Source organism: Tardiphaga sp., assembly GCF_041424195.1.
Lineage (GTDB): Bacteria > Pseudomonadota > Alphaproteobacteria > Rhizobiales > Xanthobacteraceae > Tardiphaga.
Map to the genome: position 1 here is coordinate 1 of NZ_JBGMOE010000238.1, position 24,790 is coordinate 24,790.

Annotated in this window: 25 protein-coding genes and 1 tRNA gene; 16 read left to right on the forward strand and 10 right to left on the reverse strand. The window is 61.9% G+C overall.

What is annotated here, in order from left to right; translation table 11 throughout:
- The 7 genes from ACEK02_RS33300 to ACEK02_RS33330 all read left to right on the forward strand — a co-directional run.
- A partial coding sequence (locus ACEK02_RS33300; protein ID WP_371426201.1) for a glycosyltransferase occupies positions 1–1,562 on the forward strand: 1,562 nt, incomplete at its 5' end.
- A gap of 191 nt (positions 1,563–1,753) precedes the next feature.
- Positions 1,754–1,828, forward strand: a tRNA-Lys gene (locus tag ACEK02_RS33305).
- A 73-nt stretch (positions 1,829–1,901) separates the two neighbouring features.
- Positions 1,902–2,489: a formyltransferase family protein gene (locus tag ACEK02_RS33310; RefSeq protein WP_371426203.1), complete on the forward strand. Its 588-nt coding sequence runs from the start codon at positions 1,902–1,904 to the stop codon at positions 2,487–2,489.
- Positions 2,490–2,678: 189 nt separating this feature from the next.
- Positions 2,679–3,038 (forward strand): hypothetical protein, encoded by a 360-nt coding sequence (locus ACEK02_RS33315; RefSeq protein ID WP_371426205.1) that lies wholly within the window; start codon positions 2,679–2,681, stop codon positions 3,036–3,038.
- Positions 3,039–3,059: 21 nt separating this feature from the next.
- Positions 3,060–3,557 carry a hypothetical protein gene (locus tag ACEK02_RS33320; protein ID WP_371426207.1) on the forward strand — a complete coding sequence of 166 codons (498 nt, stop codon included), beginning with the start codon at positions 3,060–3,062 and terminating at the stop codon, positions 3,555–3,557.
- A 223-nt stretch (positions 3,558–3,780) separates the two neighbouring features.
- Positions 3,781–4,659: a DMT family transporter gene (locus tag ACEK02_RS33325; RefSeq protein WP_371426209.1), complete on the forward strand. Its 879-nt coding sequence runs from the start codon at positions 3,781–3,783 to the stop codon at positions 4,657–4,659.
- Positions 4,660–4,788: 129 nt separating this feature from the next.
- Positions 4,789–6,228: a caspase family protein gene (locus ACEK02_RS33330; RefSeq protein ID WP_371426211.1), complete on the forward strand. Its 1,440-nt coding sequence runs from the start codon at positions 4,789–4,791 to the stop codon at positions 6,226–6,228.
- A gap of 24 nt (positions 6,229–6,252) precedes the next feature.
- On the opposite strand, the gene ACEK02_RS33335 is transcribed toward ACEK02_RS33330, so the two are convergent.
- Positions 6,253–6,492, reverse strand: coding sequence for a BrnA antitoxin family protein (locus tag ACEK02_RS33335; protein ID WP_068730761.1), 240 nt, complete (start codon positions 6,490–6,492; stop codon positions 6,253–6,255).
- 343 nt (positions 6,493–6,835) lie between these two features.
- On the opposite strand from ACEK02_RS33335, the gene ACEK02_RS33340 reads away from it, so the two are divergent.
- Complete coding sequence (locus ACEK02_RS33340; protein ID WP_371426213.1) at positions 6,836–7,051, forward strand: hypothetical protein; 216 nt, start codon at positions 6,836–6,838, stop codon at positions 7,049–7,051.
- Between the two features lie 28 nt (positions 7,052–7,079).
- Here the strand turns inward: ACEK02_RS33340 and tgt are convergent, their stop codons facing one another.
- From tgt to coaD, 5 genes are all read right to left on the reverse strand, one after another.
- Positions 7,080–8,213: a tRNA guanosine(34) transglycosylase Tgt gene (gene tgt / locus ACEK02_RS33345; protein WP_371426215.1), complete on the reverse strand. Its 1,134-nt coding sequence runs from the start codon at positions 8,211–8,213 to the stop codon at positions 7,080–7,082.
- The gene (gene queA / locus ACEK02_RS33350) at positions 8,210–9,292 is read right to left on the reverse strand and encodes a tRNA preQ1(34) S-adenosylmethionine ribosyltransferase-isomerase QueA (protein ID WP_371426244.1); all 1,083 of its coding nucleotides are present in this window, start codon (positions 9,290–9,292) and stop codon (positions 8,210–8,212) included. The genes tgt and queA overlap by 4 nt, the downstream gene beginning before the upstream one ends.
- Before the next feature lie 88 nt (positions 9,293–9,380).
- A complete protein-coding gene (locus ACEK02_RS33355) occupies positions 9,381–9,848 on the reverse strand; it encodes a peptidylprolyl isomerase (RefSeq protein ID WP_089264447.1) in 468 nt (155 codons plus the stop codon).
- 424 nt (positions 9,849–10,272) lie between these two features.
- Positions 10,273–10,842 carry a peptidylprolyl isomerase gene (locus tag ACEK02_RS33360; RefSeq protein WP_371426217.1) on the reverse strand — a complete coding sequence of 190 codons (570 nt, stop codon included), beginning with the start codon at positions 10,840–10,842 and terminating at the stop codon, positions 10,273–10,275.
- Positions 10,843–10,868: 26 nt separating this feature from the next.
- A complete protein-coding gene (coaD, locus tag ACEK02_RS33365) occupies positions 10,869–11,366 on the reverse strand; it encodes a pantetheine-phosphate adenylyltransferase (RefSeq protein WP_371426219.1) in 498 nt (165 codons plus the stop codon).
- Positions 11,367–11,436: 70 nt separating this feature from the next.
- Here coaD and ACEK02_RS33370 point away from each other — a divergent pair, with 70 nt between their 5' ends.
- The 3 genes from ACEK02_RS33370 to ACEK02_RS33380 all read left to right on the forward strand — a co-directional run bounded on the left by ACEK02_RS33370 (position 11,437) and on the right by ACEK02_RS33380 (position 14,066).
- Positions 11,437–11,679 carry a hypothetical protein gene (locus ACEK02_RS33370; protein ID WP_371426221.1) on the forward strand — a complete coding sequence of 81 codons (243 nt, stop codon included), beginning with the start codon at positions 11,437–11,439 and terminating at the stop codon, positions 11,677–11,679.
- Positions 11,680–11,691: 12 nt separating this feature from the next.
- Positions 11,692–11,949 carry a hypothetical protein gene (locus tag ACEK02_RS33375; RefSeq protein ID WP_371426222.1) on the forward strand — a complete coding sequence of 86 codons (258 nt, stop codon included), beginning with the start codon at positions 11,692–11,694 and terminating at the stop codon, positions 11,947–11,949.
- Positions 11,950–12,158: 209 nt separating this feature from the next.
- Complete coding sequence (locus ACEK02_RS33380) at positions 12,159–14,066, forward strand: potassium transporter Kup (RefSeq protein WP_371426224.1); 1,908 nt, start codon at positions 12,159–12,161, stop codon at positions 14,064–14,066.
- A 57-nt stretch (positions 14,067–14,123) separates the two neighbouring features.
- Here the strand turns inward: ACEK02_RS33380 and ACEK02_RS33385 are convergent, their stop codons facing one another.
- Entirely contained in the window at positions 14,124–15,017 is an 894-nt protein-coding gene (locus ACEK02_RS33385; RefSeq protein WP_371426226.1) for a LysR family transcriptional regulator, read from the reverse strand.
- A 148-nt stretch (positions 15,018–15,165) separates the two neighbouring features.
- Between ACEK02_RS33385 and ACEK02_RS33390 the strand changes: the two genes are divergently transcribed.
- The 3 genes from ACEK02_RS33390 (at position 15,166) to ACEK02_RS33400 (ending at position 18,442) form a co-directional block, all read left to right on the forward strand.
- Entirely contained in the window at positions 15,166–15,813 is a 648-nt protein-coding gene (locus ACEK02_RS33390) for a hydrolase (protein ID WP_371426228.1), read from the forward strand.
- Positions 15,814–15,959: 146 nt separating this feature from the next.
- Positions 15,960–17,357: an alginate export family protein gene (locus ACEK02_RS33395; RefSeq protein WP_371426230.1), complete on the forward strand. Its 1,398-nt coding sequence runs from the start codon at positions 15,960–15,962 to the stop codon at positions 17,355–17,357.
- Positions 17,358–17,398: 41 nt separating this feature from the next.
- Positions 17,399–18,442 carry an LLM class flavin-dependent oxidoreductase gene (locus ACEK02_RS33400; protein ID WP_371426232.1) on the forward strand — a complete coding sequence of 348 codons (1,044 nt, stop codon included), beginning with the start codon at positions 17,399–17,401 and terminating at the stop codon, positions 18,440–18,442.
- Between the two features lie 237 nt (positions 18,443–18,679).
- Here the strand turns inward: ACEK02_RS33400 and gyrA are convergent, their stop codons facing one another.
- From gyrA to ACEK02_RS33415, 3 genes are all read right to left on the reverse strand, one after another.
- Positions 18,680–21,451 carry a DNA gyrase subunit A gene (gene gyrA, locus ACEK02_RS33405; RefSeq protein ID WP_371426234.1) on the reverse strand — a complete coding sequence of 924 codons (2,772 nt, stop codon included), beginning with the start codon at positions 21,449–21,451 and terminating at the stop codon, positions 18,680–18,682.
- 205 nt (positions 21,452–21,656) lie between these two features.
- Positions 21,657–22,061 (reverse strand): DUF2306 domain-containing protein, encoded by a 405-nt coding sequence (locus ACEK02_RS33410; RefSeq protein ID WP_371426236.1) that lies wholly within the window; start codon positions 22,059–22,061, stop codon positions 21,657–21,659.
- A gap of 175 nt (positions 22,062–22,236) precedes the next feature.
- Positions 22,237–22,746 carry a single-stranded DNA-binding protein gene (locus ACEK02_RS33415; protein ID WP_371426238.1) on the reverse strand — a complete coding sequence of 170 codons (510 nt, stop codon included), beginning with the start codon at positions 22,744–22,746 and terminating at the stop codon, positions 22,237–22,239.
- 474 nt (positions 22,747–23,220) lie between these two features.
- On the opposite strand from ACEK02_RS33415, the gene ACEK02_RS33420 reads away from it, so the two are divergent.
- The gene (locus ACEK02_RS33420; RefSeq protein ID WP_371426240.1) at positions 23,221–23,949 is read left to right on the forward strand and encodes an outer membrane protein; all 729 of its coding nucleotides are present in this window, start codon (positions 23,221–23,223) and stop codon (positions 23,947–23,949) included.
- A 198-nt stretch (positions 23,950–24,147) separates the two neighbouring features.
- A complete protein-coding gene (locus ACEK02_RS33425) occupies positions 24,148–24,288 on the forward strand; it encodes a hypothetical protein (protein WP_371426242.1) in 141 nt (46 codons plus the stop codon).
- Positions 24,289–24,790: the final 502 nt, after the last annotated feature.

Here is a 24,790-nt window from a genome sequence, read left to right on the forward strand (position 1 = left end):
TCGGCTGCATCCTGCTGATCCCGCTGATCCTGATCGCCCTGGCGCGAATCGAAGAAATTGCGGCCATCGCCTTCGGACAGAAGCCATTGCGGCTGCTGACAGCCGAACGCAGCGAAAGGCTACGTGCCGCTGCGGACGCCGAGCAGAAATACCCGAAGGTATCGATCCACATTCCGGCCTATCGCGAACAGCCGGACATGCTGAAGCTGACCCTCGACGCGGTCGCCCGGCTCGACTATCCGAATTTCGAATGCGTGGTGATCATCAACAACACGCCGGATCCGGCCTATTGGCAGCCGATCCAGGATCATTGCCGCATGCTCGGCGAACGCTTCATCTTCATCAATGCGGAGAAGGTCGAAGGCTTCAAGGCCGGCGCCCTGCGCATCGCCATGGATCGCACGGCAGCAGATGCCGAGGTCATCGGCATCATCGACGCCGACTATGTGGTGGAGCCGAACTGGCTGAAGGATCTCGTCCCTGCCTTTAACGATCCGCGCGTCGGCCTCGTGCAGGCGCCGCAAGACCACCGCGACGGCGACCGTTCACTGATGCACTACATCATGAACGGCGAATATGCCGGGTTCTTCGATATCGGCATGGTCCAGCGCAACGAGACCAACTCCATCATCGTTCACGGCACCATGTGCCTCATTCGTCGTTCGGCGATGGACATGGCGGGCGGCTGGGCCGGCGACACGATCTGCGAGGACAGCGATCTCGGTCTCGCCATCATGCAGCATGGCTGGCTGACGCATTACACCAAGGAACGCTACGGCTACGGCGTGCTGCCGGACACCTATGAGGCGTTCAAAAAGCAGCGCCATCGCTGGGCCTATGGCGGCTTCCAGATCATCAAGAAGCACTGGCGTCGCTTCCTGCCCGGTGCGAGCCGCATGACGCAGGACCAGAAGCGCGAATTCGGCATAGGCTGGTTGAACTGGCTCGGCGCCGAAAGCCTCGGCGTCGTGGTGGCAATCCTGAACATCATCTGGGTGCCGATTATCGCCTTCGCGAATATCGCCATCCCCGACAAGATCCTGACGCTGCCGATCATCGCCTCCTTCGTGATTTCGCTGGCGCATTTCATCGTCTTGTACCGGCTGCGCGTGAAGATCGGCCTGTGGCAGATGCTGGGCGCCATGATTACCGCGATGTCGGTGCAATGGACCGTGTCGCGCGCCGTTGCCGACGGCTTGATCAAGGATCATCTGCCCTTCACCGTGACGTCGAAGGGCGGCAAGTCGAGCATGTCGATCGAATTCCAGGCGTTCTGGGAAGCCGTGATCGGCGTGCTGCTGCTGATCAGCTGCGGCGTGCTGGTGTTCTCCAACAACTCCAAGCAGGTCACCGAGATCTACATCTTCGCCGGCGTGCTGGTGCTGCAGAGCCTGCCGTTCCTGTCGGCGGTGATGATCGCCATCCTGGAGAATTCGCGCGCCAATGACTTCCAGTGGTGGCGCAACACGACGGTGCGCACGGCCGAGCTGATCGGGCTTCGCCCGGTGGCGATGCCGCCGATCGACGTGTCCCATCCCGAGGCCCAACGCAAAGCGAGCTGAACCGCACCGGTGGGGCGCAGTTCATGTCCATAACATCGAGCCCCGCCCTTGACCCCGGCGGACCCGCCTTTTACACAGCCGGTCACGCGATACGCTGCATTGCGGGCGCCATCGCGGCCGTGGCTAACCGGCCTCACCGCGCCCCGCAAGGCTCGGTTTCTTCCGATTAGCTTCGTCAATACGGCACTTTAGGGCGGGTAGCTCAGTGGTAGAGCATTCGACTTTTAATCGACTGGTCGAGGGTTCGATCCCCTCCCCGCCCACCATCACCGCAATGAACCACGCCGGAACTTCCGGTTTTCACGACATCTTCAGCCTCTGAACACCGGACAATCGAACATGCGGATTACCCTCGTCGGCTCCAAACACTTCGGCGTCACGACTCTCGATATGCTTCGGACCCACGATGTCGAGATCGTGTCCGTGGTGGTTGCAGATGCTGAGGACCGGCTCGCCGCAGCCGCCAAGGCCGCCGGCATCCCGGTGAAAGTGCAGGCCAATCCGAAGCTCGTTGTGGCCTCCGAGATCGCCGAGGGCACCGAGCTGATCATCACCGCCCACAGCCACGCCCGCATCGGCAAGGACGCGCTCGCCGCCGCCAGCCTTGGCGGTATTGGCTACCATCCGTCGCTGTTGCCCCGTCACCGTGGCATCGCTGCGGTGGAATGGACCATCAAGGAAGGCGATCCGATCGCCGGCGGCACCATCTATCACCTTGCCGATGTCATGGACGGTGGCGCCATCGCCGCGCAGGAATGGTGCTTCGTGAAAAAAGGCGAAACCGCCCGCGAACTTTGGGAGCGCGCGTTGGCGCCGCTGGGCCTCAAGCTGCTCGGCGAAGTCGTGGACTTCGCGATCGTCCACAAGCGCTTGCCCGCGACTTACCAGGACGAGCAGTTCGCCACCAACGCGCCAAAACTGGCCTAGAAGTCTCCAAAACTGGTTAAAAAGGCCCCGAACCCACCCAAATCAACCAAATCTGTCGATAAAGGGAACCAATTTGCCCGTCGCGGCTTGCGTTCCCTGAGTTGTTTTGGGCCTATGCGGCAACGCAGCAAATTTTGGACACATTACTTCCCAATAAGGTGGCCATCACAACATCGAGGATTTGATTTAATGCGTTTTGACCGCATCCGTTCCGCCTTGTGCGCTTCGCTGATTGCCAGCACGGCGTTGATTTCGGCCCCTTCGTTCGCAGCCGACAATGCCTATGACGGGCTCTGGAACGTGACCATTGTTACCAAGACCGGCAGCTGCGAGCCGACGGCCCGCTATCCGCTGACCGTCACCGAAGGCCGCATCACTGCGCCCGGCGCCGACGTCAACGGCAAGGTTGGCCGCGAAGGCACCGTGCGCGTATCGATCGGACCCGCTTTCGCCAATGGCCAGTTGTCCGGCAACACCGGATCGGGCAAGTGGAACGGCGCCTCGGGCGGCGTCCCCTGCAGCGGTCGGTGGGAAGCTTCGCGTCAGTAATCCCCAACCAGGAATGCCCCCATGAAGCCTACCTCGATCTCCCCGCGTTCGCTCGTTCGGACCGCGGTGCTCTGCGCGGCGCTCGGTCTGACGTCCGCGGCGGCCTATGCCCAGTCAGCGCCGTTTGCCGGTATGGCCGGTGTGTGGTCGGGCAACGGGACGATCTCGCTCGAGGACGGCTCCAAGGAGCGCATTCGCTGCAAGGCAACCTATGCCGTGAGCGGCGACGGCACGGGGCTGAACCAGTCCCTGCTCTGCGCCAGCGACAGCTACAAGTTCGAGCTGAAGAGCGATGTGAAATCCAGAGGCGGCGAGCTATCGGGCAACTGGGCGGAAACCACCCGCGGCGTGACAGGTTCGCTCGAGGGCCGGGCCAGCGCCGGCCGGTTCAACGTTGATGTTTCCTCGCCGGCCTTCAGTGCGAAGCTGATCCTGACGACCACCGGCAACAAGCAGCAGGTCTCGATCACTTCCGAAGGCCAGTTCAGGGGCGCCAGCATCTCGCTCAACCGCAGCTAATCGTTCCGCACGCCTGGAATTCGAACCCCGGTTGTTTCAAACAGCCGGGGTTTTGTTTTGCCTCTATGCCCTCTGCCCAAGAGCGTCCGGTACCATCCGCCGCAACGCAGCCCCACCGGATTCGTCCGTTGCAAAGCCCGGCGATGTCGCCGATAGAGCCTGTCTGTAAGGCTGACATCGCTGCCTGAATCGTCGCAGCGCAAAAAACTGGTTCTCCGGGATTATGGATCGCCCCCCTTCGAAGGCCCGCGCCGCGCTGTGGATGTCCGGCTGGCTGCTTCTGATGCTGTTCGTCGCCATAGGCGGTCGCGAGACGCTGCGCGAACTCAACGTCTTTCAGGTGATGGAGATCCGATCCGTCTTCGGCTTCGTCATGCTGTTGCCGATCCTGTATTTCAATGGCGGCTTTCGCGCCATGAAGACCACGCGGCCGCTGGCGCATGTATCGCGCAACCTCGTGCATTACGGCGCGCAGCTCGGCTGGTTCTACGCACTTACACTCATTCCCCTGAGCCAACTCGTCTCGATCGAGTTCACCATGCCGATCTGGATCGCGATCATGGCGGCGTTCTTTCTCGGCGAGCGCATGACGCTCTGGAAGATCGTCGCTATCGTGCTGGGCCTGATCGGCGTGATCGTCATCGTTCGCCCGACCACGGGCGTCGTCAATCCCGGCCAGTTGATCGCGCTGGCCGCCGCATTCGGCTTCGGCATATCGATCACATTGATCAAGTCGCTGACGCGGACCGACAGTGCGCTGAAGATCATCTTCTGGATGATCGTGGTCCAGTCGGTCGCCGGCGTTGTCCCCGCCCTCTATTCCTGGCAGTGGCCATCGGCCTATGTCTGGGGCTGGCTGATCGTGGTCGCCTTCTGCGGCACGTTCTCGCACTTCTGCATGGCGCGCGCGATGCTCTATGCCGATGCGACGGTGGTCGTACCGATGGACTTCCTGCGCGTGCCGCTCAGCGCCACTATCGGATGGTTACTATATTCTGAACAGCTCGACATGTTCACGCTGCTCGGTGCAGCTCTCATTCTCGCCGGAAACACGCTGAACCTGCTCAGCACCGATCGACCGCCGAAGCGTGCGACCGCCTGACGCATCAGGTTCCATTTTTTCGATTTTATTCGCCAAGTGCGCGTCCAGACATTTTGGCGAGCGCCCGCACTTGATAATTTCTCACCATGCCGAGGGTCGAATGACCGGATTCGTGGGGGAGATCGTATCGTGCGCCATTTCGCTTTTGCTCTGTCTGCACTGTCCGTCCTGTTCAGCGCTGATGCAGCGTTCGCCGACAAGCGCGTCGCTTTCGTCGTTGGCAATGGCAGCTACAAGAATGTCGATCCGTTGCCGAATCCGCCGATCGACGCGAAGGCCATGGCGAGCGCGCTGCGCAATGTCGGCTTCGACGTCATCGAAGGATCCAACCTGACGCGCGACGGCATGACCGACAAGCTGCTCGACTTCGGCCGCAAGGCGCAGGGCGCCGATGTCGCGGTGTTTTTCTATGCCGGCCACGGCATCTCGGTGAACAACATCAACTACCTTCTGCCGATCGATGCCAATCTGAAGTCGGAGATGGACGTCAAGCTCGGCGCTGCAATCAATGTCGAGACCACGCTCGACCAGACCATGGGCGACGCCAAGGTGAAGCTCGTGTTCCTCGACGCCTGCCGCGACAATCCGTTTGCCGCCAAGATCCGCTCCAGCGGATCTGCCACGCGCAGCGTCGCGGTATCGTCCGGCCTTGCAGAGATGAAATCCGGCGAAGGCACGCTGATCGCATTCGCCACGAGCCCCGGCCAGACCGCCCTGGACGGCAAGAGCGGAAGCAACAGCCCATTCACCCGCGCGCTGCTCAACAACATCACCACGCCCGGCGCCGAGATCCAGCAGGCCATGACCAAGGTGCGCGCGCAAGTACAGGAAGAAACCAACAAGGGTCAGCTGCCCTGGGGCCACACCAACCTCATCGGTGCGGTCTATCTCAATCCGGACGTGCAGGCGCAGGTCGCAGTCGCCGCGGCCACCCCCACGGCCACCATGCCCGCGGCGGCCACCGCCGGCTCCGATGTGGAGCTTGAGTTCTGGCGCTCGATCAAGGACTCGAACCGGCCGGAGGAGTTGAACGCTTACATCTCCATGTATCCGAACGGCCAGTTCAAGCCGCTCGCTCTTGCCCGTATCGCCGCGCTGCAGGAAGCCGCGACGGCGCCGCGTAACGCCGCTCCGGGCGTCGACAAGGCCGTGTTTACCGCGGAAGCCAATCAGCTCACCGAGGACAAGATCGGCCTCGACAAGGTCAAGCGCCGCGACGTGCAGCGCCGCCTCAACGGCCTTGGCTTCGACAACAAGCCCACCGGCAGCTTCGATGCGACGACCCGGGCCGTGATCACGCGCTGGCAAGCCGCCCGCGGTTACCCGACATCGGGCTATCTCAACAAGGTGCAGCACGCCGCGCTGCTCACCGAGGCCGTGACCCTGGTCGAGGAACCGGCGCTTGCACCGAAGCCGGTGCAGCCGGTGCGCCGCCAGGTGCAACAGCAGACCTATGAGGAAGCGCCCGTGGTCCGGCGCCAGGCCGCGCCCGCCCCCGCCCCGGCCATCGATCCCGCCGGTCCCGGCCGCTTCATCGGCGGCGTTGTCGGCGGCTTCCTTAACCGCTAGGCACGCTATCTGTGAAGCGGCCGGCTACTTGCCGGCCGCCTTGCGCAGCGCGTCATTCATGCGGTCCTGCCAGCCCGGCCCGTCCTGCTGGAAATATTCCAGCACGTCCTGATCGATCCGCAGCGACACCAGCTCGCGCACGCCGGGAACGGCGGCCTTGGCGACCGGCGCCTCGACCGGCTTCGTGGTTGTCTTCTTGAACGCTGCCTCCGCCTCGGTACGGGCATCCTGGAGCGTGCGCGGGCGTCGCGGGGGCTGGGCCATCGGGGTCAGATTCCTTCCAACGTTTCTATCGAGAGATAGCGCCGGCTGAGCGGCTGCACAATCGCTTCCACGGTGTCGCCGAAGATGCGTCCGCACCAAGGGCGCGATGTGGCAGCTACACACCTCTGCCGCACGGCCGGTAATGTCGGCAAATTTTACAAATGTCATTCATCGTAACAGGCGCATTCTTTGTGACGCACGTGGCATCGCACAAAGGTGACCGCGCTGCGGCACAAACATGCGCGACTTAAAAAACTTCAAAGCAACGCATTTGTGTTGCGACACGGTCAAACAAATCGGATTAGGATCGTGCATGTCCGATGAGACGACGAAGGAGGTCACGATGTCAGCATCAGCTGAAGTCCGTACGACCAGAACGTCCCATCCCGCGCCGCGCGGCAGCGATCTTCCGACCTGCCCCGTTTGTGCGGACTCGATGATTGCAGCCGAAGCGTCGGCCTTTCTCACCGACGATGTCGTCAGCTATCTGTGGACCTGCGACACCTGCGGCTATGGCTTCGTAACCGAGCACGCCTTTCGCCGGATCGCCTGCAACTAGCGCGACGAAGCGTAATTCTGATGGGACGTCAGCGCGGCGGAATGTCACCGCGTGCCCAGCACTCACGCGTATGCGCCCGAAATTCTTCGAACGTCCCGGCCTCGATGGCCGTGCGGATACCCTGCATCAGGCTCTGGTAATAAGCGATGTTGATTTCCGAGAGCAGCATCGCGCCCAGGGTTTCGCCTGATCGCACGAGGTGATGCAGATAGGCGCGCGAGTAGTCGCGCGCGGCCGGCCACGGGCTCGCTTCATCCAGCGGCCGCGGATCGTCCTGATGCCGCGCATTGCGCATGTTGATCTGGCCATAGCGTGTGAAGGCCATGCCGTGACGACCGTTCCGTGTCGGCATCACGCAGTCGAACATATCGACACCCCGCACCACCGCTTCCAGCATGTCGTCCGGTGTGCCGACGCCCATCAGATAACGCGGCCGGTCCGAGGGGAGGATCGGCACCACCTCCTCGATCATCGCCAGCATCACGTCCTGGGGCTCGCCGACCGCGAGACCACCGATCGCATAGCCGTGGAAGCCGATGTCGATGAGGCCATGCGCGCTGGCGCGACGCAGTGCGGGCACATCGCCGCCCTGCGCGATGCCGAACAGCATATAGCCGTCAGGCGCCGTCTCGAAGGCGCGCTTGCAGCGCTCTGCCCAGCGCAGCGACAGCTGCATCGCACGGTCGATATCAGCATGTGCCGCTGGCAACCGCACGCATTCGTCGAGCTGCATCGCGATGTCCGAATTCAGCAGCCGCTGGATCTCGATGGCCCTTTCTGGCGTCAATTCGAACTTGGCGCCGTCGATATGCGAGCGGAAGGTGACGCCCTGCTCGGTCACCTTGCGCAGCTGCGCCAGCGACATCACCTGGAAGCCGCCGGAATCGGTCAGCATCGGCCCGTTCCAGGTGGTGAATTTTTGCAGGCCGCCGAACGACGCGACGCGTTCGGCGCCGGGACGCAGCATCAGGTGATAGGTATTGCCGAGCACGATATCGGCACCGGCATCGCGCACATCGCGCCAGTGCAGGCTCTTCATCGCGCCGAGCGTTCCCACCGGCATGAAGGCCGGCGTGCGAACCACGCCATGCGGCGTGGTCAGCAGGCCCCCGCGTGCCGTGCCATCAGTGCGCAGCAGTTCGAAGTGATTGGCGACGGTCATTGATTGCGTGTGTCCCGAAACAGCAGACTGGCGTCGCCGTATGAATAGAAACGATAGCCGGTCGCGATGGCATGGGCATAGGCCTGCTTCATCGTATCCATGCCGGCAAAGGCCGAGACCAGCATGAACAGCGTCGAACGCGGCAGATGGAAATTGGTGAGCATGATGTCGACTGAGCGGAAACGATAGCCCGGCGTGATGAATATCGCGGTCTCGTCGGCGAACGGATGAATAATACCGTCCTCAGACGTCGCGCTTTCCAGCAGACGCATAGAGGTCGTACCGACGGCGACGACGCGTCCGCCGGCCGCATGAGCCGCATTCAGCACATCCGCTGTTGCGCGCGAAATCGTGCCCCACTCCGCATGCATCTTGTGTTCGGTGGTGTCGTCAACCTTCACCGGCAGGAACGTTCCTGCTCCGACATGCAGCGTGATGCGATGCAGGCCGACACCACGCGCCTTCAATGCGGCTTCGAGCGCCGGCGTGAAATGCAACCCCGCAGTGGGCGCGGCAACAGCCCCGTCATTGGCGGCAAACATGGTTTGATAGTCGGCAACGTCACGCTCGTCCGGCGCGCGCTTTCCAGCAATATAAGGCGGCAGCGGCGGCGCCCCCAGTTCGGCGATGGCCTGATCCAGCGCCGGGCCATGAAACGAAAATGACAGCGTAATCTCGCCCGCCTCACCCTTGTGTTCGACGACAGCATCGAGATGGCCGAGCAGACAGACGCGGCCCTCATTGCCGAAGCGAACCATATCGCCCTCGGCGAGCTTCCTGGCGGGCCTGACCAGAGCTTGCCAGCGCGAACCATCGAGCCGCTTGATCAGCGTTGCATCGATCTTCGGTTCGGTCTCGCGGCCAATACGGCGGCCGGCGAGTTGCGCCGAGATGACCCTGGTATCGTTGACCACAAGCTGATCGCCGGGCTTCAGCCAGTTCGGTAGATCGGCAACGACGTGGTCCTGCACGTCTAGACCCGGCTGAACCACAAGCAACCGCGCAGCATCCCGCGGGCTGGCGGGCCGCAATGCGATGTTCTCGGCAGGAAGTTCGAAGTCGAAGATATCGGTACGCATTGCTCTAAATGGCATTGCCGGGCATAGCCCGGCAATCCATCAATTCGTGAAACGGATACCCGGGTTACCCCGGAGATGACAGCTGATGTCAGGCAGCCGCGTCGGCAGCCATATGCGCCTTGACGATCTTGTCCGGGTTCTGCACCGGCTCGCCACGCTTGATCTTGTCGACGTTCTCCATGCCCTCGGTGACCTTGCCCCAGACAGTGTACTGTTTGTTGAGGAAGGACGCGTCGTCGAAGCAGATGAAGAACTGGCTGTCGCCGGAATCCGGGCTGGCTGCGCGAGCCATCGACAGCGTACCGCGCACGTGCGGTTCGTTGTTGAATTCCGCCTTCAGCTTCTTGCCCGAGCCGCCGGTGCCGGTGCCCTGCGGACAGCCGGTCTGCGCCATAAAGCCGTCGATGACGCGATGGAACACGATACCGTCGTAGAAGCCTTCGCGCACCAGTTCCTTGATACGGGCGACATGGCCCGGGGCCAGATCCGGGCGCATCTCAATGGTGACGGGACCCTGAGTGGTTTCAAGGATCAAAGTATTCTCGGTAACAGCCATGCTCGTCTCTCTACTGGTTTGGGTTGGTTTCGGCGGTCGTCAAACCGCAGTCGGAAGGGGCGTCCAGCGACCGCGTCGCCCAGGCCCCCGGTAAATGGCATCGGCGTGCAATGTTGCAATGTCTCCATCACAGCCGTTCGGTAGGCAACGCTGTCGGCCTCGGAGGCTCCCGGCGTCTCAAAGGTAATTCTCGGCTTTCCGAGAAGTTCACCGGAGCGCGTCAGGCTGAACAGCACCGTGATTTCCATGCCCGGATGGCCTCTCGGCAATGCCGGCGGTTGCCAGCATGCTTTCAGCTTTCCGAACATGCCCTCCAGGGTGCTGACAGCGTCAGATTGAGCCGACGCCGGATGCGCCTGAAGGACTCCGGACAGCAATGATACCGCGAGCAGAGCAATGACCCTGCATCGCGGCATCATGGTGTTTACTTGATGTCAGAAGCGACCTGGACCTTGACCATCTTGTCAGGGTCGGTCACGGCGCCACTGGCCGAACCGGGAGGCGCCTTCTTCAGCTTGTCCACAACGTCCATGCCGGCGACGACATCGCCAACCACGGTGTACTTGCCGTTCAGGGACGAGCCTTCAGCGAACATGATGAAGAACTGTGAATTGGCCGAGTTCGGATCGCCGGCGCGCGCCATACCGACCACGCCACGCTTGAACGGCACCTGCGAGAATTCGGCCTGCAGGTTCGGATACTTCGATCCGCCGGTACCGTTGAAGTTCTTGCCGTCGCCGGTCTGCGCCATGAAGCCATCCATCACGCGGTGGAACGGCACGTTGTTATAGTAGCCCTCGCGGGCGAGCAGCTTGATGCGTTCGGCGTGCTGCGGGGCGATATCGGTGCGCAGCTTGATAATGATCCGACCCTTGGTCGTGTCGATCACAACCGAATTGGCCTTGTCGAGGCCAGCCGGAAGTGCTGCCGGAGCCTGCGCTAAAGCGGGAGCCGCGAACATCAGCGCGGCAGCAAGTGCGACTATACGGATCATGGAAACTCCGGATCAGAGAAAGCCGGTCAACCGGCGAATTTGGACTTGAGGCTCTTGGCGACCGCGTCCGGAACGAAAGCCGAAACGTCGCCGCCCATCGCGGCGATTTGCCGGACCAGTGTGGCGGTGATCGGGCGGACGCCTACCGAGGCCGGAAGAAATACCGTCTGCACATCCGGCGCCATGGTCTCGTTCATGCCGACGATCTGCATCTCGTAATCGAGATCGGTGCCGTCGCGCAGCCCGCGGATCATGATGGTCGCACCGAGCTGCTGCGCCAGTGTCGTGGTGAGATTGTCATAGGTCGTGCAGTCGAATTCGCAGCCGGCGGCCGATGCCAGCGGTCCGAACACCTGCTTCACCATCTCCAGCCGCTCGTCCGTCGAGAACAGAGGCTTCTTGCCAGGGTGGACACCTATCGCGACCACGAGCTTGTCGCACAGGCCAACGGCATGGCGGACCACATCGAGATGGCCATTGGTGACGGGATCGAATGAACCGGGATAAAGCGCGATACGGGGCATTCCCCCTCCTACCCCGCCCCCGTTCGAGCTGCAAGCCGACTTGGTTCCATCCACCGGGGTCGAATAGCCCATGTTTATTTTTGCCGCTGACTCGAACCGGAAGGCCAGTCAGCGCGTCTACTGGGTACGCAGCGACGATACTGAAAACATTGGGCTTTCCGGCCTCATGTGTCGTCAAGCGCGTACGGACGACACACAAGCCGGGCCGAATGAAACCACTTTGCCCGGACACGACAACTTCCTGAAACCGGGTCTGATTAATCAGGCAAGCACAGGAAGCGACAAACAAACCGGGCCAAAACGGCCCGAATGACAGGGGACCGTCATGATCAAGACTCTCTCAGCAGTTGCCGTCGCAGCTTTCATCGCAGCCGCCCTCACCGTCCTGCCGGGCTTCGCCCCGAAGGTCGAGGCGTCGGTGCCGGTGGCCCTCGCGAAGGCCGACCGCCTGGACATCCACACGGCAGGTCGCAACTGCTCCGAGCAGGCTTGGCCGAACTTCGAGGCCTCCTGCCTGCGTAACGCAGCCAGCAAGACGATCACCGTCCGCGAAGCCCGCCTGGTAACCACTGAGCGTCGCTAAGCGGCAAAGGATACCGCGCCCCGGTGAGCCGGGGGCGGGTATGGATATTAAATCCGGACAATCGAACTACACTCCCCACGCGCGCGGCGCATAGTTAAGTGAAATTCTCGCGACACCGGCTTCAACTAATTTCATGGTAATTCGCGACGCAACGTCGCAGACTGGCGGACAAGCGCTATAGCGAGGCGCGAGTCCTGTGAGGGCTGCCAGTGACCGCCATTCCAGCCACGTCCCCGGGCCACTCCGGCGGACTTCCTGTCACGGCAACGATCGGCGCGCTCGGCGTCGTCTATGGCGATATCGGCACCAGCCCCCTTTATGCACTCAAGGAAGCCGTGAAGGCAGCGGCCCATGGCGGGCCTCTCACGCCCGAAGCAACGCTCGGCGTGGTGTCGCTGATCCTTTGGGCCTTGATCCTCATTATCTCCCTGAAATACGCGCTGCTGATTCTGCGCGCTGACAATCGCGGCGAAGGCGGCATCGTCGCGCTGCTGGCACTGCTCCACGCGCGCAACGCGGAGCCCGGCACATGGCGCGTACATCTGCTGGTCGTCGGTCTCGTCGGCGCCGCCCTGCTCTATGGCGACGGCGCCATCACGCCGGCGATCTCGGTTCTGTCAGCCATTGAAGGCCTGAAGGTCGATGCGCCATCGCTGGCGCCGTTGGTGGTCCCGCTCACGGTCATCATTCTGATCGGGCTGTTTCTGATGCAGAGCAAGGGCACCGGTTTCATCGGCGGCATCTTCGGGCCGGTGATGCTGGGCTGGTTTGCCGTGCTCGCGCTGCTCGGCATCCACGGCATCGTGCAATCGCCCGGCGTGCTCGCTGCCGTCAGTCCCCTCTATGCCTTCGAATTCCTGATCCATCAGGACTTCCACATCAGCTTTGCAATTCTCGGCGCGGCCTTCCTTGCCGTGACCGGCGGCGAAGCGATGTACGCCGACATGGGCCATTTCGGACGGAATCCCATCCGGCTTGCGTGGTTTGCCATCGCCCTGCCTGCGCTGGTGCTGAACTATTTCGGCCAGGCGGGACTGCTGATCGCCGACCCCACCGCCGTCGACAACCCGTTCTATCAACTGGCGCCTGACTGGCTGCACTATCCGCTGGTGGCATTTGCCACTGTCGCGACGGTGATCGCCTCGCAGGCCATCATCTCCGGTGTGTTCTCGCTGACGCAGCAATCGATCCAGCTCGGCTTCCTGCCGCGGATGCAGATCCGACACACCACCAGCCACGCGATCGGCCAGATCTATGTGCCGCTGGTGAATTGGCTGCTGGCGGCGGCGACACTGGCCGCCGTGCTCAGCTTCGGCACATCGGACGCGCTGGCAGGCGCCTATGGCATCGCCGTGTCGCTGCTGATGGCGATCACAACGCTGCTCGCCGCACTGGTCGCACTGCAATGGGGCTATTCGCCGATCCTCGTCGTATCGGTGAACGGATTCTTCTTCGTCATTGATTGCATCTTCTTCGCCGCCAATTCAGCGAAGGTTTTCGAGGGCGGCTGGTTTCCGCTATTCTTGGCGGCTGCCGTGGCGTTCCTGATGCTGACATGGCGCAGTGGTGTCAAACTCGTCGAAGGCGCCCGGGCCAAACTGCGCCAGCCCGAGGAAGACCTGATCGAGACAGCTGTGAGTCGTTGCCATGCCCGCCTCAATGGCACCGCGGTATTCCTGGCATCCATGCCCAACGGCGTGCCGCTGGCGCTCACGCAATTCGTCAAGCACAACCACGTTCTGCATCAGCGCGTCATTCTGGTGACTGTGCTGATCTCCGAAGTGCCGCGCGTCCCGGATGCCGATCGCGCCGAGACCATCGAAGTCATCGAAGGGATCACGCGTGTCATCCTGCATTACGGGTTCATGCAGTATCCAACGATCTCCGACGGGCTGAGACTGGCGTGCGAACAGGGCAAGCTGCCCGGCATCGACCTCGCCGACATCACCTATTACATCGGCCGCGAGACCATCATTCCCAGCGACAAGGTCGCCGGCATGGCGGTGTGGCGCGAAACCGTATTCGCGTTCCTGCAGCGCAACGCCGAACGCTCTGCGGCATTCTTCGGCGTTCCTACCAAACAGGTCGTCGAGTTCGGCACCGAAATCGAGATTTAAACCGCGCGCGACTTAAGCCTCGGCCGGCCCCTGCGCACCATCCGTTTGGTTCGTGCGTTAGTGGCCGACACCCGCAGGGGGCGGAGCCTTTTCAAAACACGCGATCAGCATTTCGGTAAGGACCCGCACCTTTCGCGCGGGATGCGGACTTGGCGGCCGGATGACATAGACACCTGCCGGTGGTGGTGGATGGCGTGTCATGACCGCAACCAGCGCGCCGGAGGCGATGTAGTCGTCGGTGATGCCATCCGGGAGCCAGGCGATACCGAGTCCTGCCAATGCGGCGGCGACAAGAGCTGCGCCGTTGTCGGCCTTGAATCGCCCCTGTGGACGCACCGTGATGATCTTGTCACCATCCATGAATTGCCAGGCTTCGGTGCCCTGCATGAGAGCCTGATGGTCGACGAGTTCGTCCGGCGTCTCGGGTGAGCCATGCGCTTTGATATAGTCCGGGCTCGCGACCAACTTTCCATAGATGGGCCCGACGTGCCGCGCGATCAGGTTCGAGTCCTGAAGATAGCCAAACCGGATCGCACAATCGAAACCTTCGGCGATGAGATCGACGAAGCGATCACTGTAGACGGTGTGGACGTGGAGCTGCGGATGACGTCGCGCCATGTCCGCGAGCACAGGCGCCAGGTGAGTTGGGCCGAAAGTCAGAGGCGCCGCAATGCGAAGCCGGCCGGAAAGCTCGCCGTTAGGCAGAATCCGCTCCCGAGCTGCGTCCATCTCAACGCAGGCCCGGGCCGCATGGTCGCGAAATATGACCCCGGCCTCGGTGAGCGCGGCGCCGCGCGTGTTTCGTGCAAGCAGCTGAACGCCGAGGTCCGCTTCGAGGCGGGCAAGCTGTCGACTGACGATCGACTTGGAGACACCGAGCCGGCGCGCGGCAGATGAAACACCGCCCGCATCGGCCACTTCCACAAACGTTCTGAGCTCTTCGATATCCAATTCGGTGTTCCCCGTTCAGCGACACAGCTTGGCACGAGGGGGCACTATCGCATTACCGATCCGAACGGCAATACCTCCGTCGGGCAACGTCGCCGTTGGCGCATGTCCCCAACCCACCTCACTTACAACGGCAGCAGAGGATGTATTCATGACCTTTCGTAATGGCCTTGCGTCGCTTCTTCGTCCCGAAGACTCGGTTCTCGTTCTCATCGACCACCAGCCGTTCCAGCTCGCCAACCTGAACAGCCACGAACCGCAGATGGTGATCAACAACACGGTAGGTCTGGCCAAGGCCGCCAAGATTTTCGGTGTCCCCACGATCCTGACGAGCGTGCTCGCTGAACGTGGCGGCATCCTGTTCCCACAGATCACCGACGTCTTCCCCGGCCAGGAGGTAATCGACCGGACCTGGGTCAACACCTGGCAAGATCCAAAGGCGGTGGACGCGGTGAAGGCGACGGGCCGCAAGCAACTGATCATCGCTGGCCTGTGGACCGAAGTCTGCGTCGCGATGCCCACGATCCAGGCGCTCGGCGAGGGCTGGGACGTCACGGTCGTCACCGACGCGTCCGGCGGCATATCGGTCGAGGCTCACGAGGTCGCGATCCAACGCATGATCCGAGCCGGCGCCAACATGATGACCTGGTTCGCGGTGGCTGCTGAATGGCAGCGCGACTGGGCCCGGCTAGACACGGTGCCTGGATTGACGGAGCTCATGATACAGCACGGCGGCGGCAGCGGCATCGCCTATGTGTGGGAGCAGCAACTGCTCAACACGCCCGTGCCGAAAGGCTAACTGAGACGAAGGACGGCATGACCGTGCGAGCATCGACCGCTCATCGCGGTTTCGCCGTCCCCTCAGCACAAAAGCAACGCCCGTGTTCAGCGGGAACGAGCTGTGCTGTCCGGTGATCTGACTGCCACCGTCCATGAAAACGCCTGATGATCAAGTTGAGCTTCGTTCTTGCGGCGACAGTCGCGACGACTACAGTCGTACAGGCACAGGTCGGCACTGACGTCGAGCGCGCGCCAACGCTGACGAACGAAAGATATCGCGAGGATTGGTCCTATCTCGCGGATCCATCTAAGCGAACCGGCCATTGGACGGAGCCCTTCAAATATATCCCGTTGCAGGAGCAAGCGTTGATTTATCTCGCGACCGGCATGGAAGCGCGATCGCGCTACGAGGGCTATACCAACGTCAATTGGGGATCCGCGCCGAATGACAGTTATATCTGGCACCGCTTCATGCCCTATGCCGACCTTCACGCGGGCAAGGTGCGGTTTTTCACCCAACCCATCTTTTCGGCGATCACCGGCACCAGCCGGCCCGAGCGTCCGGTCGATACGACTGGCGCCGATATGCTTCAGGCGTTCGGCGAGATCGAAATGGATGTCGGAGACCGCAGCACGCTGCGGATGTCGGCGGGACGCAAGCTGATGTCGCTGGGCGCTGGCCGCTTCATTGACACCCGCTACGGTCCCAATGTCCCGCAGGCCTTTGACGGTCTCGACGCGATCGTCACCGGACCTGATCGCCAGATGACGCTGTTTTACGCCCGTCCCGTCGACAATTTTCCGGGTGATTTTGATGATCGCATGTCGCGCCAAAAATCCGTCTGGGGCGCCTATGCAACGCAATGGCTGCGGGAGAACAAGTCGGTCGGTGTCGATGTCTATTATCTGGGTTTGCTGGACCGCGATGCGGTTTTCGATCAAGGCCGCGGCAGGGAACTCGCGCATACATTCGGAACGCGAATCTTCGGCGACACCGGCGCCTGGTTCTGGAATGTCGAAGGCGCCCTCCAGCGTGGGACTTTCGGAACGCAACGCGTGGAAGCATGGGGTATTGGTGGTGAATTCGGCTATCGCTTCCTCCAGACGCCACTTCAACCCGAACTCCGGTTCATGTCCGATGTCATTTCGGGAGACGGCAACCCGGACGATTCAAAGCTCGGGACGTTCAACCCTCTATTTCCGAGGGGCAAATATTTCGGTGCTCTGTCTCCGGTCGGCCCGCGCAACCTCATTCAGGTCCGGCCGTCGATCACCGTCTATCCACGCAAAGATGTCGCAGTCTCGCTCACCGGAGCGGCCTATTGGCGACAGAGCACGGCCGACGGGATCTACGGGGTCCCCGGAAATCTCGTGAGAAGCGGCAAAGGCAGCGATGCGCGCTATATCGGACATCAGGTCGAGCTGTCCGTAGCATGGCAGGCTACGGCCGAGCTCAATCTGTCTGCATCGTTGAGTGCCTTCGAAGCCGGGCGTTTCATATCGGACACCGGACCCGCACAGACCATAACCCTGATCAGCGTGATGGCGAACTTCCGGTTCTAGCTGTGACACGACCTGATCGACGAATTGAACAAGGAGTTCTCGTGGAAATCGGCATCGACAGTTTTGCAGCCATCCTTCCCGATCCAGCGACCGGCAAGCTGCCTTCAGCGACCGATCGCATGGCGGACCTCCTTGATGAGGTCGAGGTCGCCGACCGGGTTGGGCTCGATGTCTTCGGCATCGGTGAGCACCACCGCGCCGAGTTCCTCGATTCCGCGCCCACCGTCATTCTGGCAGCAGCAGCAGCCCGCACGCAGCAAATCCGGCTGACAAGCGCGGTGACAGTGCTGAGCGCCGCCGACCCCGTGCGGGTGTTTCAGGAATTCGCCACCCTCGATTTGATCTCGAAAGGCCGCGCCGAACTCGTCGTCGGCCGAGGATCATTCGGTGAGGCCTATCCGCTGTTCGGCATGGAACCGCAGGACTATGACGAACTGTTCGCCGAGAAGCTCGCGCTGTTCCTGAAGCTTGGCGAGACCAAGCATCCGATCTGGAAAGGTCGCTTTCGTGCTGAACTCAAGGGCCAGGGTGTCTATCCCCGTCCCCATCAGGCACGGCTGCCCGTCTGGATCGGCGTCGGTGGCACACCGGAATCCTTCGCGCGCGCCGGCACGCTGGGCCTGCCACTGATGGTCGCGATCATCGGCGGCACGTTCGCGCGCTTTCGCCCGCTGGTCGATCTCTACCGCGAGGCCGGCAGCCGTGCCGGACACAGTCCCGACAAGCTCAAGGTCGGCGTGCATGCGATGGGCTTTGTCGGCGAGACCGATGCGGCAGCCAGGGATGCGTTCTTCCCCGGCTGGGCGCATCTGACGGCGAAGATCGGTCGCGAACGCGGCTGGTCGCCGCCGTCGCGCCAGCAATTCGACGCCATGGCCGGCCCGGAAGGCGCGTTCCTGGTCGGTGCCCCCGCGACGGTTGCTGCCAAGATGCGTCACGCGAGCGAAACCCTCGGTGACGTCTCGCGCATCACCTTCCAGATGAGCACTGCTTCGCTCGAAACCGCCGCGATGAAACGTTCGATCGAACTGTTAGGCAGTGAAGTCGCGCCGATCATTCGGGCAGAAGCGGCTGCCAAGCCGTAGTCCTGGCAAGGCTTCATCTCTCAGGAAGCTGGCGATGCCGTCCCGAGTGGTTTGGGTGAACGTCCAGATCCTCGGTAGCGGAACAGTTGGCCAATCGGTCAGAATTTCCGTTCAGCGATAGAGCCGAAGGGTATCGCTTCGCTCACCGGTTTCTACGCTCAACGCGTCTGCATGGAAAAACCCGCGGCATGACTGCGGGCTTTTTGGTTCACGTGTCAGAGGCTCCTGCGGAGAGCCTCAGCCTTCCGCCACCGGCGCAGCGTTGCCGTTCTCGCCCTCTTCGCCCTCGCCCGCCTCGCCGATATGCTCGACCGACACGACGTGCTCGTCGTCAGCCGTGTTGAACACAATGACGCCCTGAGTCGAACGGCCGGCAATGCGGATACCTTCCACTGGGCAGCGGATGAGCTGTCCCTTGTCGGTGACCAGCATGATCTGGTCGCTGTCTTCGACCGGGAACGAGGCGATCAGTTTGCCATTACGGTTGTTGACCGACATCGCGACGATGCCCTTACCGCCGCGGCCGGTCGTGCGGTACTCGAACGACGAGGTCCGCTTCCCATAGCCGTTTTCGCTGATGGTCAGCACGAACTGCTCGGATGCCGACATCTCGACATAGCGCTGCTCGCCGAGCTCGATGGCGCCGGTCGCCTCTTCAGTCTCCACGGCCGCTGCCGTTTCGTCCGCGACATCAGCACGCTCCTCGGCACCGCCGCGACGCACCGCATTGGCACGGCGGAGATAGGCCGCACGCTCGTCGGAATTGGCCTCGAGGTGACGCAGGATCGTCAGCGAGATCAGCTTGTCGCCCTCCGCCAGCGAGATGCCACGCACGCCCATGGAGCTGCGGCCCTGGAATACGCGGACGTCAGTCACCGGGAAACGGATGCACTGGCCACCAGCAGCGGTCAGCAGCACATCGTCATGTTCGGTGGCGATCTGCACGTCGACGATCGCTTCGCCCTCGTCGAGCTTCATCGCAATGATGCCGGAGCGTCGGACATCGACGAAGTCCGACAACTTGTTGCGGCGAACATTGCCGCCGGTGGTCGCGAACATGACGTCGAGGGTTTCCCACGTCGCTTCGTCCTCGGGCAGCGGCATGATCGTGGTGATGCGCTCGCCCTGCTCAAGCGGCAAAATGTTGATCATCGCCTTGCCGCGGCCGTTTGGCGGCGCGATCGGCAGACGCCAGACCTTTTCCTTATAGACCTGACCGCGCGACGAGAAGAACAGCACCGGCGTATGGGTCGAGGCCACGAACAGCCGCGAGACGAAATCCTCATCGCGCGTCGCCATGCCCGAACGGCCCTTGCCGCCGCGGCGCTGCGCCCGATAGGTCGAGAGCGGCACGCGCTTGACGTAGCCATGATGCGACACCGTCACCACCATGTCTTCGCGCTGGATCAGGTCTTCGTCTTCGACCTCGCCCTCTTGCTCCATGATGACGGTCTTGCGCGGCGTGGCGAATTCCGACTTCACCGCACCGAGCTCATCCTTGATGATACCCTGTACGCGCGCGCGCGAGCGCAGGATTTCCAGATAGTCGGCGATCTCGATGGCGAGCTTGTCGAGTTCGTCGGAAATTTCCTCGCGGCCCAGAGCTGTCAGGCGAGCCAGCCGCAGATCGAGAATGGCCTTGGCCTGTTCGAAGGACAGGCGTGCGGTGCCGTCTTCCTCGAGACGATGACGTGGATCGTCGATCAACGTCATCATTGTCGCCACGTCCTGCGCCGGCCAGCGGCGCTCCATCAGGATATCGCGCGCAGTGGTCGGATCCGGCGATGTCCGGATCACACGAATAACCTCGTCGATATTCGCCACAGCGATGGCGAGGCCAACGAGGATATGCGCGCGGTCGCGCGCCTTGTTGAGCAGGAACTTGGTACGGCGCGTGATGACCTGTTCACGGAACGCGACGAAGATCGTCAGCAGGTCCTTTAGGTTCATCAGCAACGGACGACCGGTGTCGAGCGCCACCATATTGGCGCCGAAATTGGTCTGCAGCGGCGTGAACTTGTAGAGCTGGTTCAGCACCACCTCCGGCACTGCGTCCCGCTTCAATTCGACGACGACGCGAAAACCATCACGGTCGGATTCGTCCCTGAGATCGGAGATGCCTTCGATCTTCTTGTCGCGCACCAGTTCGGCGATGCGCTCGACCATGGTGGCCTTGTTCACCTGGTACGGAATTTCCGAGATGATGATCGCTTCGCGGTCCTTGCGCGTCGGCTCGATCGAGACCTTGCCACGCATCACGATGGAACCGCGGCCGGTGTGATAGGCCGTACGAATCCCGGCGCGGCCGAGAATGATGCCACCAGTCGGGAAATCCGGACCCGGGATAATCTTGTTCAGATCGTCGATGCTGAGTGACGGATCATCGATCAGCGCGACACAGGCGTCGATGACTTCGCCGAGATTGTGCGGCGGAATATTGGTTGCCATGCCGACGGCAATGCCGCCGCCGCCATTCACGAGCAGATTGGGAAACTTCGCCGGCAATACGCGTGGCTCTTGGAACGAGCCATCGTAGTTGTCCTGGTAGTCGACGGTGTCCTTGTCGAGATCATCGAGCAGCGACTGCGCGATCTTGGTCAGGCGCGACTCGGTGTATCGCATCGCGGCGGCCTGATCGCCATCGACCGAACCGAAATTGCCCTGACCGTCGATCAGCGGCACGCGCATCGAGAAGTCCTGCGCCATGCGGACCATGGCGTCATAGACCGACTGGTCGCCGTGCGGATGATACTTACCGATGACGTCGCCGACGGTTCGCGCCGACTTGCGATACGGTTTGTTCCACTCAAATCCGTTCTCGTACATCGCGTAGAGAATGCGCCGATGCACCGGCTTCAAGCCGTCACGCGCATCCGGCAACGCACGCGCCACGATCACGCTCATGGCGTAATCGAGATACGAGCGCTTCATCTCATCGAGGATGGATACGGGACGAATATCCGAGGGGGCTGGTGGCTCCCCAGGCTTCTGGTCTTCAGTGTCGGACAAGGATGGTTTCCGGTCAGGTTTTGCTGGGAATCATATAGCGCATCGCGCGCCTTCAAGCCACCCCGTCAGCAACGCACGAAGCCCTATTTTCTTGCTGATTTTTCAAATGCTTACGCGAGGCTCACGGGGCTTGTGAAGTGACCTCGAATAAGCCAGCCCGAAGCAGCCGAATCTTGCGAAAATCCTGCGGCCGTCTGGCGGCAATCTAGCGACCGAACACAACGGTGTGCATGATCCGGCCGGGCACGAGGGTAAACACACCGGCGATCACCAGGGCGCCAGCGAAGATCGAAATCATGGTGATGGCATGCGCCCTGACGCGGTGCCGGCGCGCGGCGATCACGCCGAGTCCAAGCATCACCGGCGCAATGATCGACAGCAGATGGATCGGGCTCCAGTCTCGCCACAGCCGGTAGCTATGGCCATGGATCCCGAATGAGCTGATCGCAACGGTGGCGAGCAGCGCCACCCAGATCCAGCCGAGCGTCCTGTGTGGCAGCGTGCCCTTGGGCGCGATCAATTGAACGACACCGAGCACGAATGCGGTCATGGCCGCAAAAGCATGCAGCGGGATCGGGGCAACGGCATCAAGCAGCGGCTGGAGCGACATGGTGGCCCTCGCATTCAGCAAGCAGTGCCAGCTCATTGTCGCAGACATCTTCCATTGTAAAGATCGTATTGCCCGCACGTTGCCGCAGCTAACCGCACCCTCAAAAAGAAAAACGCGCTGTAAGCAATCAGCTCACAGCGCGCGATGCAGAAATTCAGGACGTTCTAACAGCAGATCAGAACGGGATGTCGTCATCCATGTCGCTGCCGCGGCCGCCGCCACCTGCCGGTGCGGCCACGCGGCGCTGCGGCGGCGCACTCGACGGGCCGCTGGAGCCGAAGTCGCCGCCCATGTCGTCACCGCCATAGCCGCCGCCACCACCTGCGCCGCCGCCCTTGCCGTCGAGCATGGTCAGCGTCGAATTGAAGCCCTGCAGCACGATCTCGGTGGAGTATTTCTCGACACCCTGCGGATCGGTCCATTTGCGGGTCTGCAACGCGCCTTCGATATAAACCTTGGCGCCCTTCTTCAGATACTGCTCGGCGACCTTGGCGAGACCTTCGCTGAAGATCACGACGCGATGCCATTCGGTCTTTTCCTTGCGCTCGCCGGTGCCCTTGTCACGCCAGGTATCTGAGGTCGCGACGGTCAGGTTGACGACCGGGTTACCGTTCTGCATCCGGCGAACCTCGGGGTCCTTGCCGAGATTGCCGACCAAAATCACCTTGTTGACGCTACCCGCCATGCCACTCTCCTACTCTCGAATCTGAATTTGCTGATTGGGCGCCAGCGCAGGCCCCGGCCCGCGCGCAAACGCCGCTGATAATGGGACCCTATACGGTCCGCGCTCCGCGCAGGCCCCTGTAACCGGGTTATCCACGTCTCTTAGTTGGTAGTCCTTGATCGTCGCTCCATATAGCACGTTCCATTTTTGTTCTCAACAAGACCTCTTGGTGAATCGTTGGGCGACGTCGAAGTACCGAGCCGTCTTCACTATGTGTGTGCAGGGCAACAATGGAACCCGAGGGGAACCCGCCCTCATAGAAAATCCATATACCTTTCATTAACTTAGAAACAACCAAACATCGCGGTCGAGTGTGTTATTTGGGTGACGGACTTTTTGGCAGAACTGCGTATATTTCGATCACTGAATTGCTTTTGGCGCCTGCGCCGGGACACGAGGCTTCGCTGACGCGAAGCAATTTTGGGGAGAATTCACATGAAGAAGTTTCTGTTGGGCACGGTTGCCCTGATCGCTCTGGGCGCTTCGGTTCCGGCAATGGCTGCTGACCTCGCCGCTCGTCCCTACACCAAGGCTCCGGCCTACGTTCCCGCCCCGATCTACAACTGGACCGGTTTCTACATCGGCGGTCACGTCGGCGGCGCCTTCAACGGCAGCAACGGCTTCGGCGGCACCTCCGACAATTCGGATGGCCGTTTCCTCGGCGGTCTGCAGATCGGCGCTGACTACCAGTTCGCTCCGAACTGGGTCGTTGGTATCGAAGGTCAGTACAGCTGGGTTGGTTCGAACAACACCAACGTCGCTTTCCTCACCACGCCAGGCGTCACCTACAACCTGAACCAGAAGGGTCTCGCCTCGGTCACCGGTCGCATCGGTTACACTTGGGGTCCGGCACTGCTCTACGTGAAGGGCGGCTACGCCTACTCCGACTACAGCGAATCGCTGGTCCTGACCGGCGTGGGCACTCCGGTTGCCTTCGCAGCTGGCACCAAGCATGACGGTTACACCGTCGGCGCCGGCCTCGAATACCTGTTCACCCAGAACTGGTCGGGCAAAGTTGAGTACCAGTACTACGACTTCGGCAAGACCACCTTCACGACCCCGGTCGCGCTGGCTGGCGTGTCGTCCCGCAACGACGAGCACACCGTCAAGGCTGGCCTGAACTACCGCTTCAACTGGGGTGGCCCGGTCGTCGCGAAGTACTGAGCTTCGCGCCTGATTTCAGGCTCTTAACTACGGAAAGGCCGGCAGAAACGCCGGCCTTTTTCGTTTGGCTGGATGACCGGATCCCAGGGGAGATAAGAGCGAACCGATCAATCGCCTGCGGGCGGCGCGGTCGGCGTCGACCTGGAATATGGCTTCACGCCGAACTGGTCCTTTGCCGTCGAATACGACCATCTGTTCATGGAGACCAGCAGCAACAGCTTCACCGCTGTTGCCCTTCCCGGCACAACCTCGCGCATCGATCGTATCAGCCAGGACGTCGACGTCGTCACCGCCCGCATCAACTACAAGTGGGGCGGCCCCATCATCGCCAAATACTGAGAACTGCGACCACCTTCTCTCGCTCCAGAGCAAACTCAGCCCGGCCTCGCGCCGGGCTTTTTGCTGGAACCAGGCTCAGGCCCGATGCGTACCGATTGGCGGTCCGCTGGCGCGAGCCCGATACCGCAAGACCCGTCCTGCGGAAGACCCGTCCTGTGCCCACCATTCGATTTGCGAACCTGCCTCGCAACTCCTTCACCAACAAACCGTTGAAGGCTGGTGCGGAGCACTGGAAATCCGTTCTCGTTCTTCCTATGTTCCGATGACAATCAATCGGCGTTGATCCCGGCCCGGCCGGCGGTGCGCGCCCGCATGTGCGCGCACCGCGCGCTGGGGAATTGCCTGTTATGGACGAGATCATCAAGGCGAAGCGGCAGCAGGCCGCGGCGAACCAGCGCAGCATCACCATCCGCGGCGCCCGCGAGCACAATCTCAAGAATGTCGACCTGACGATCCCGCGCGACAAGCTGGTGGTGTTCACCGGCCTGTCCGGCTCCGGCAA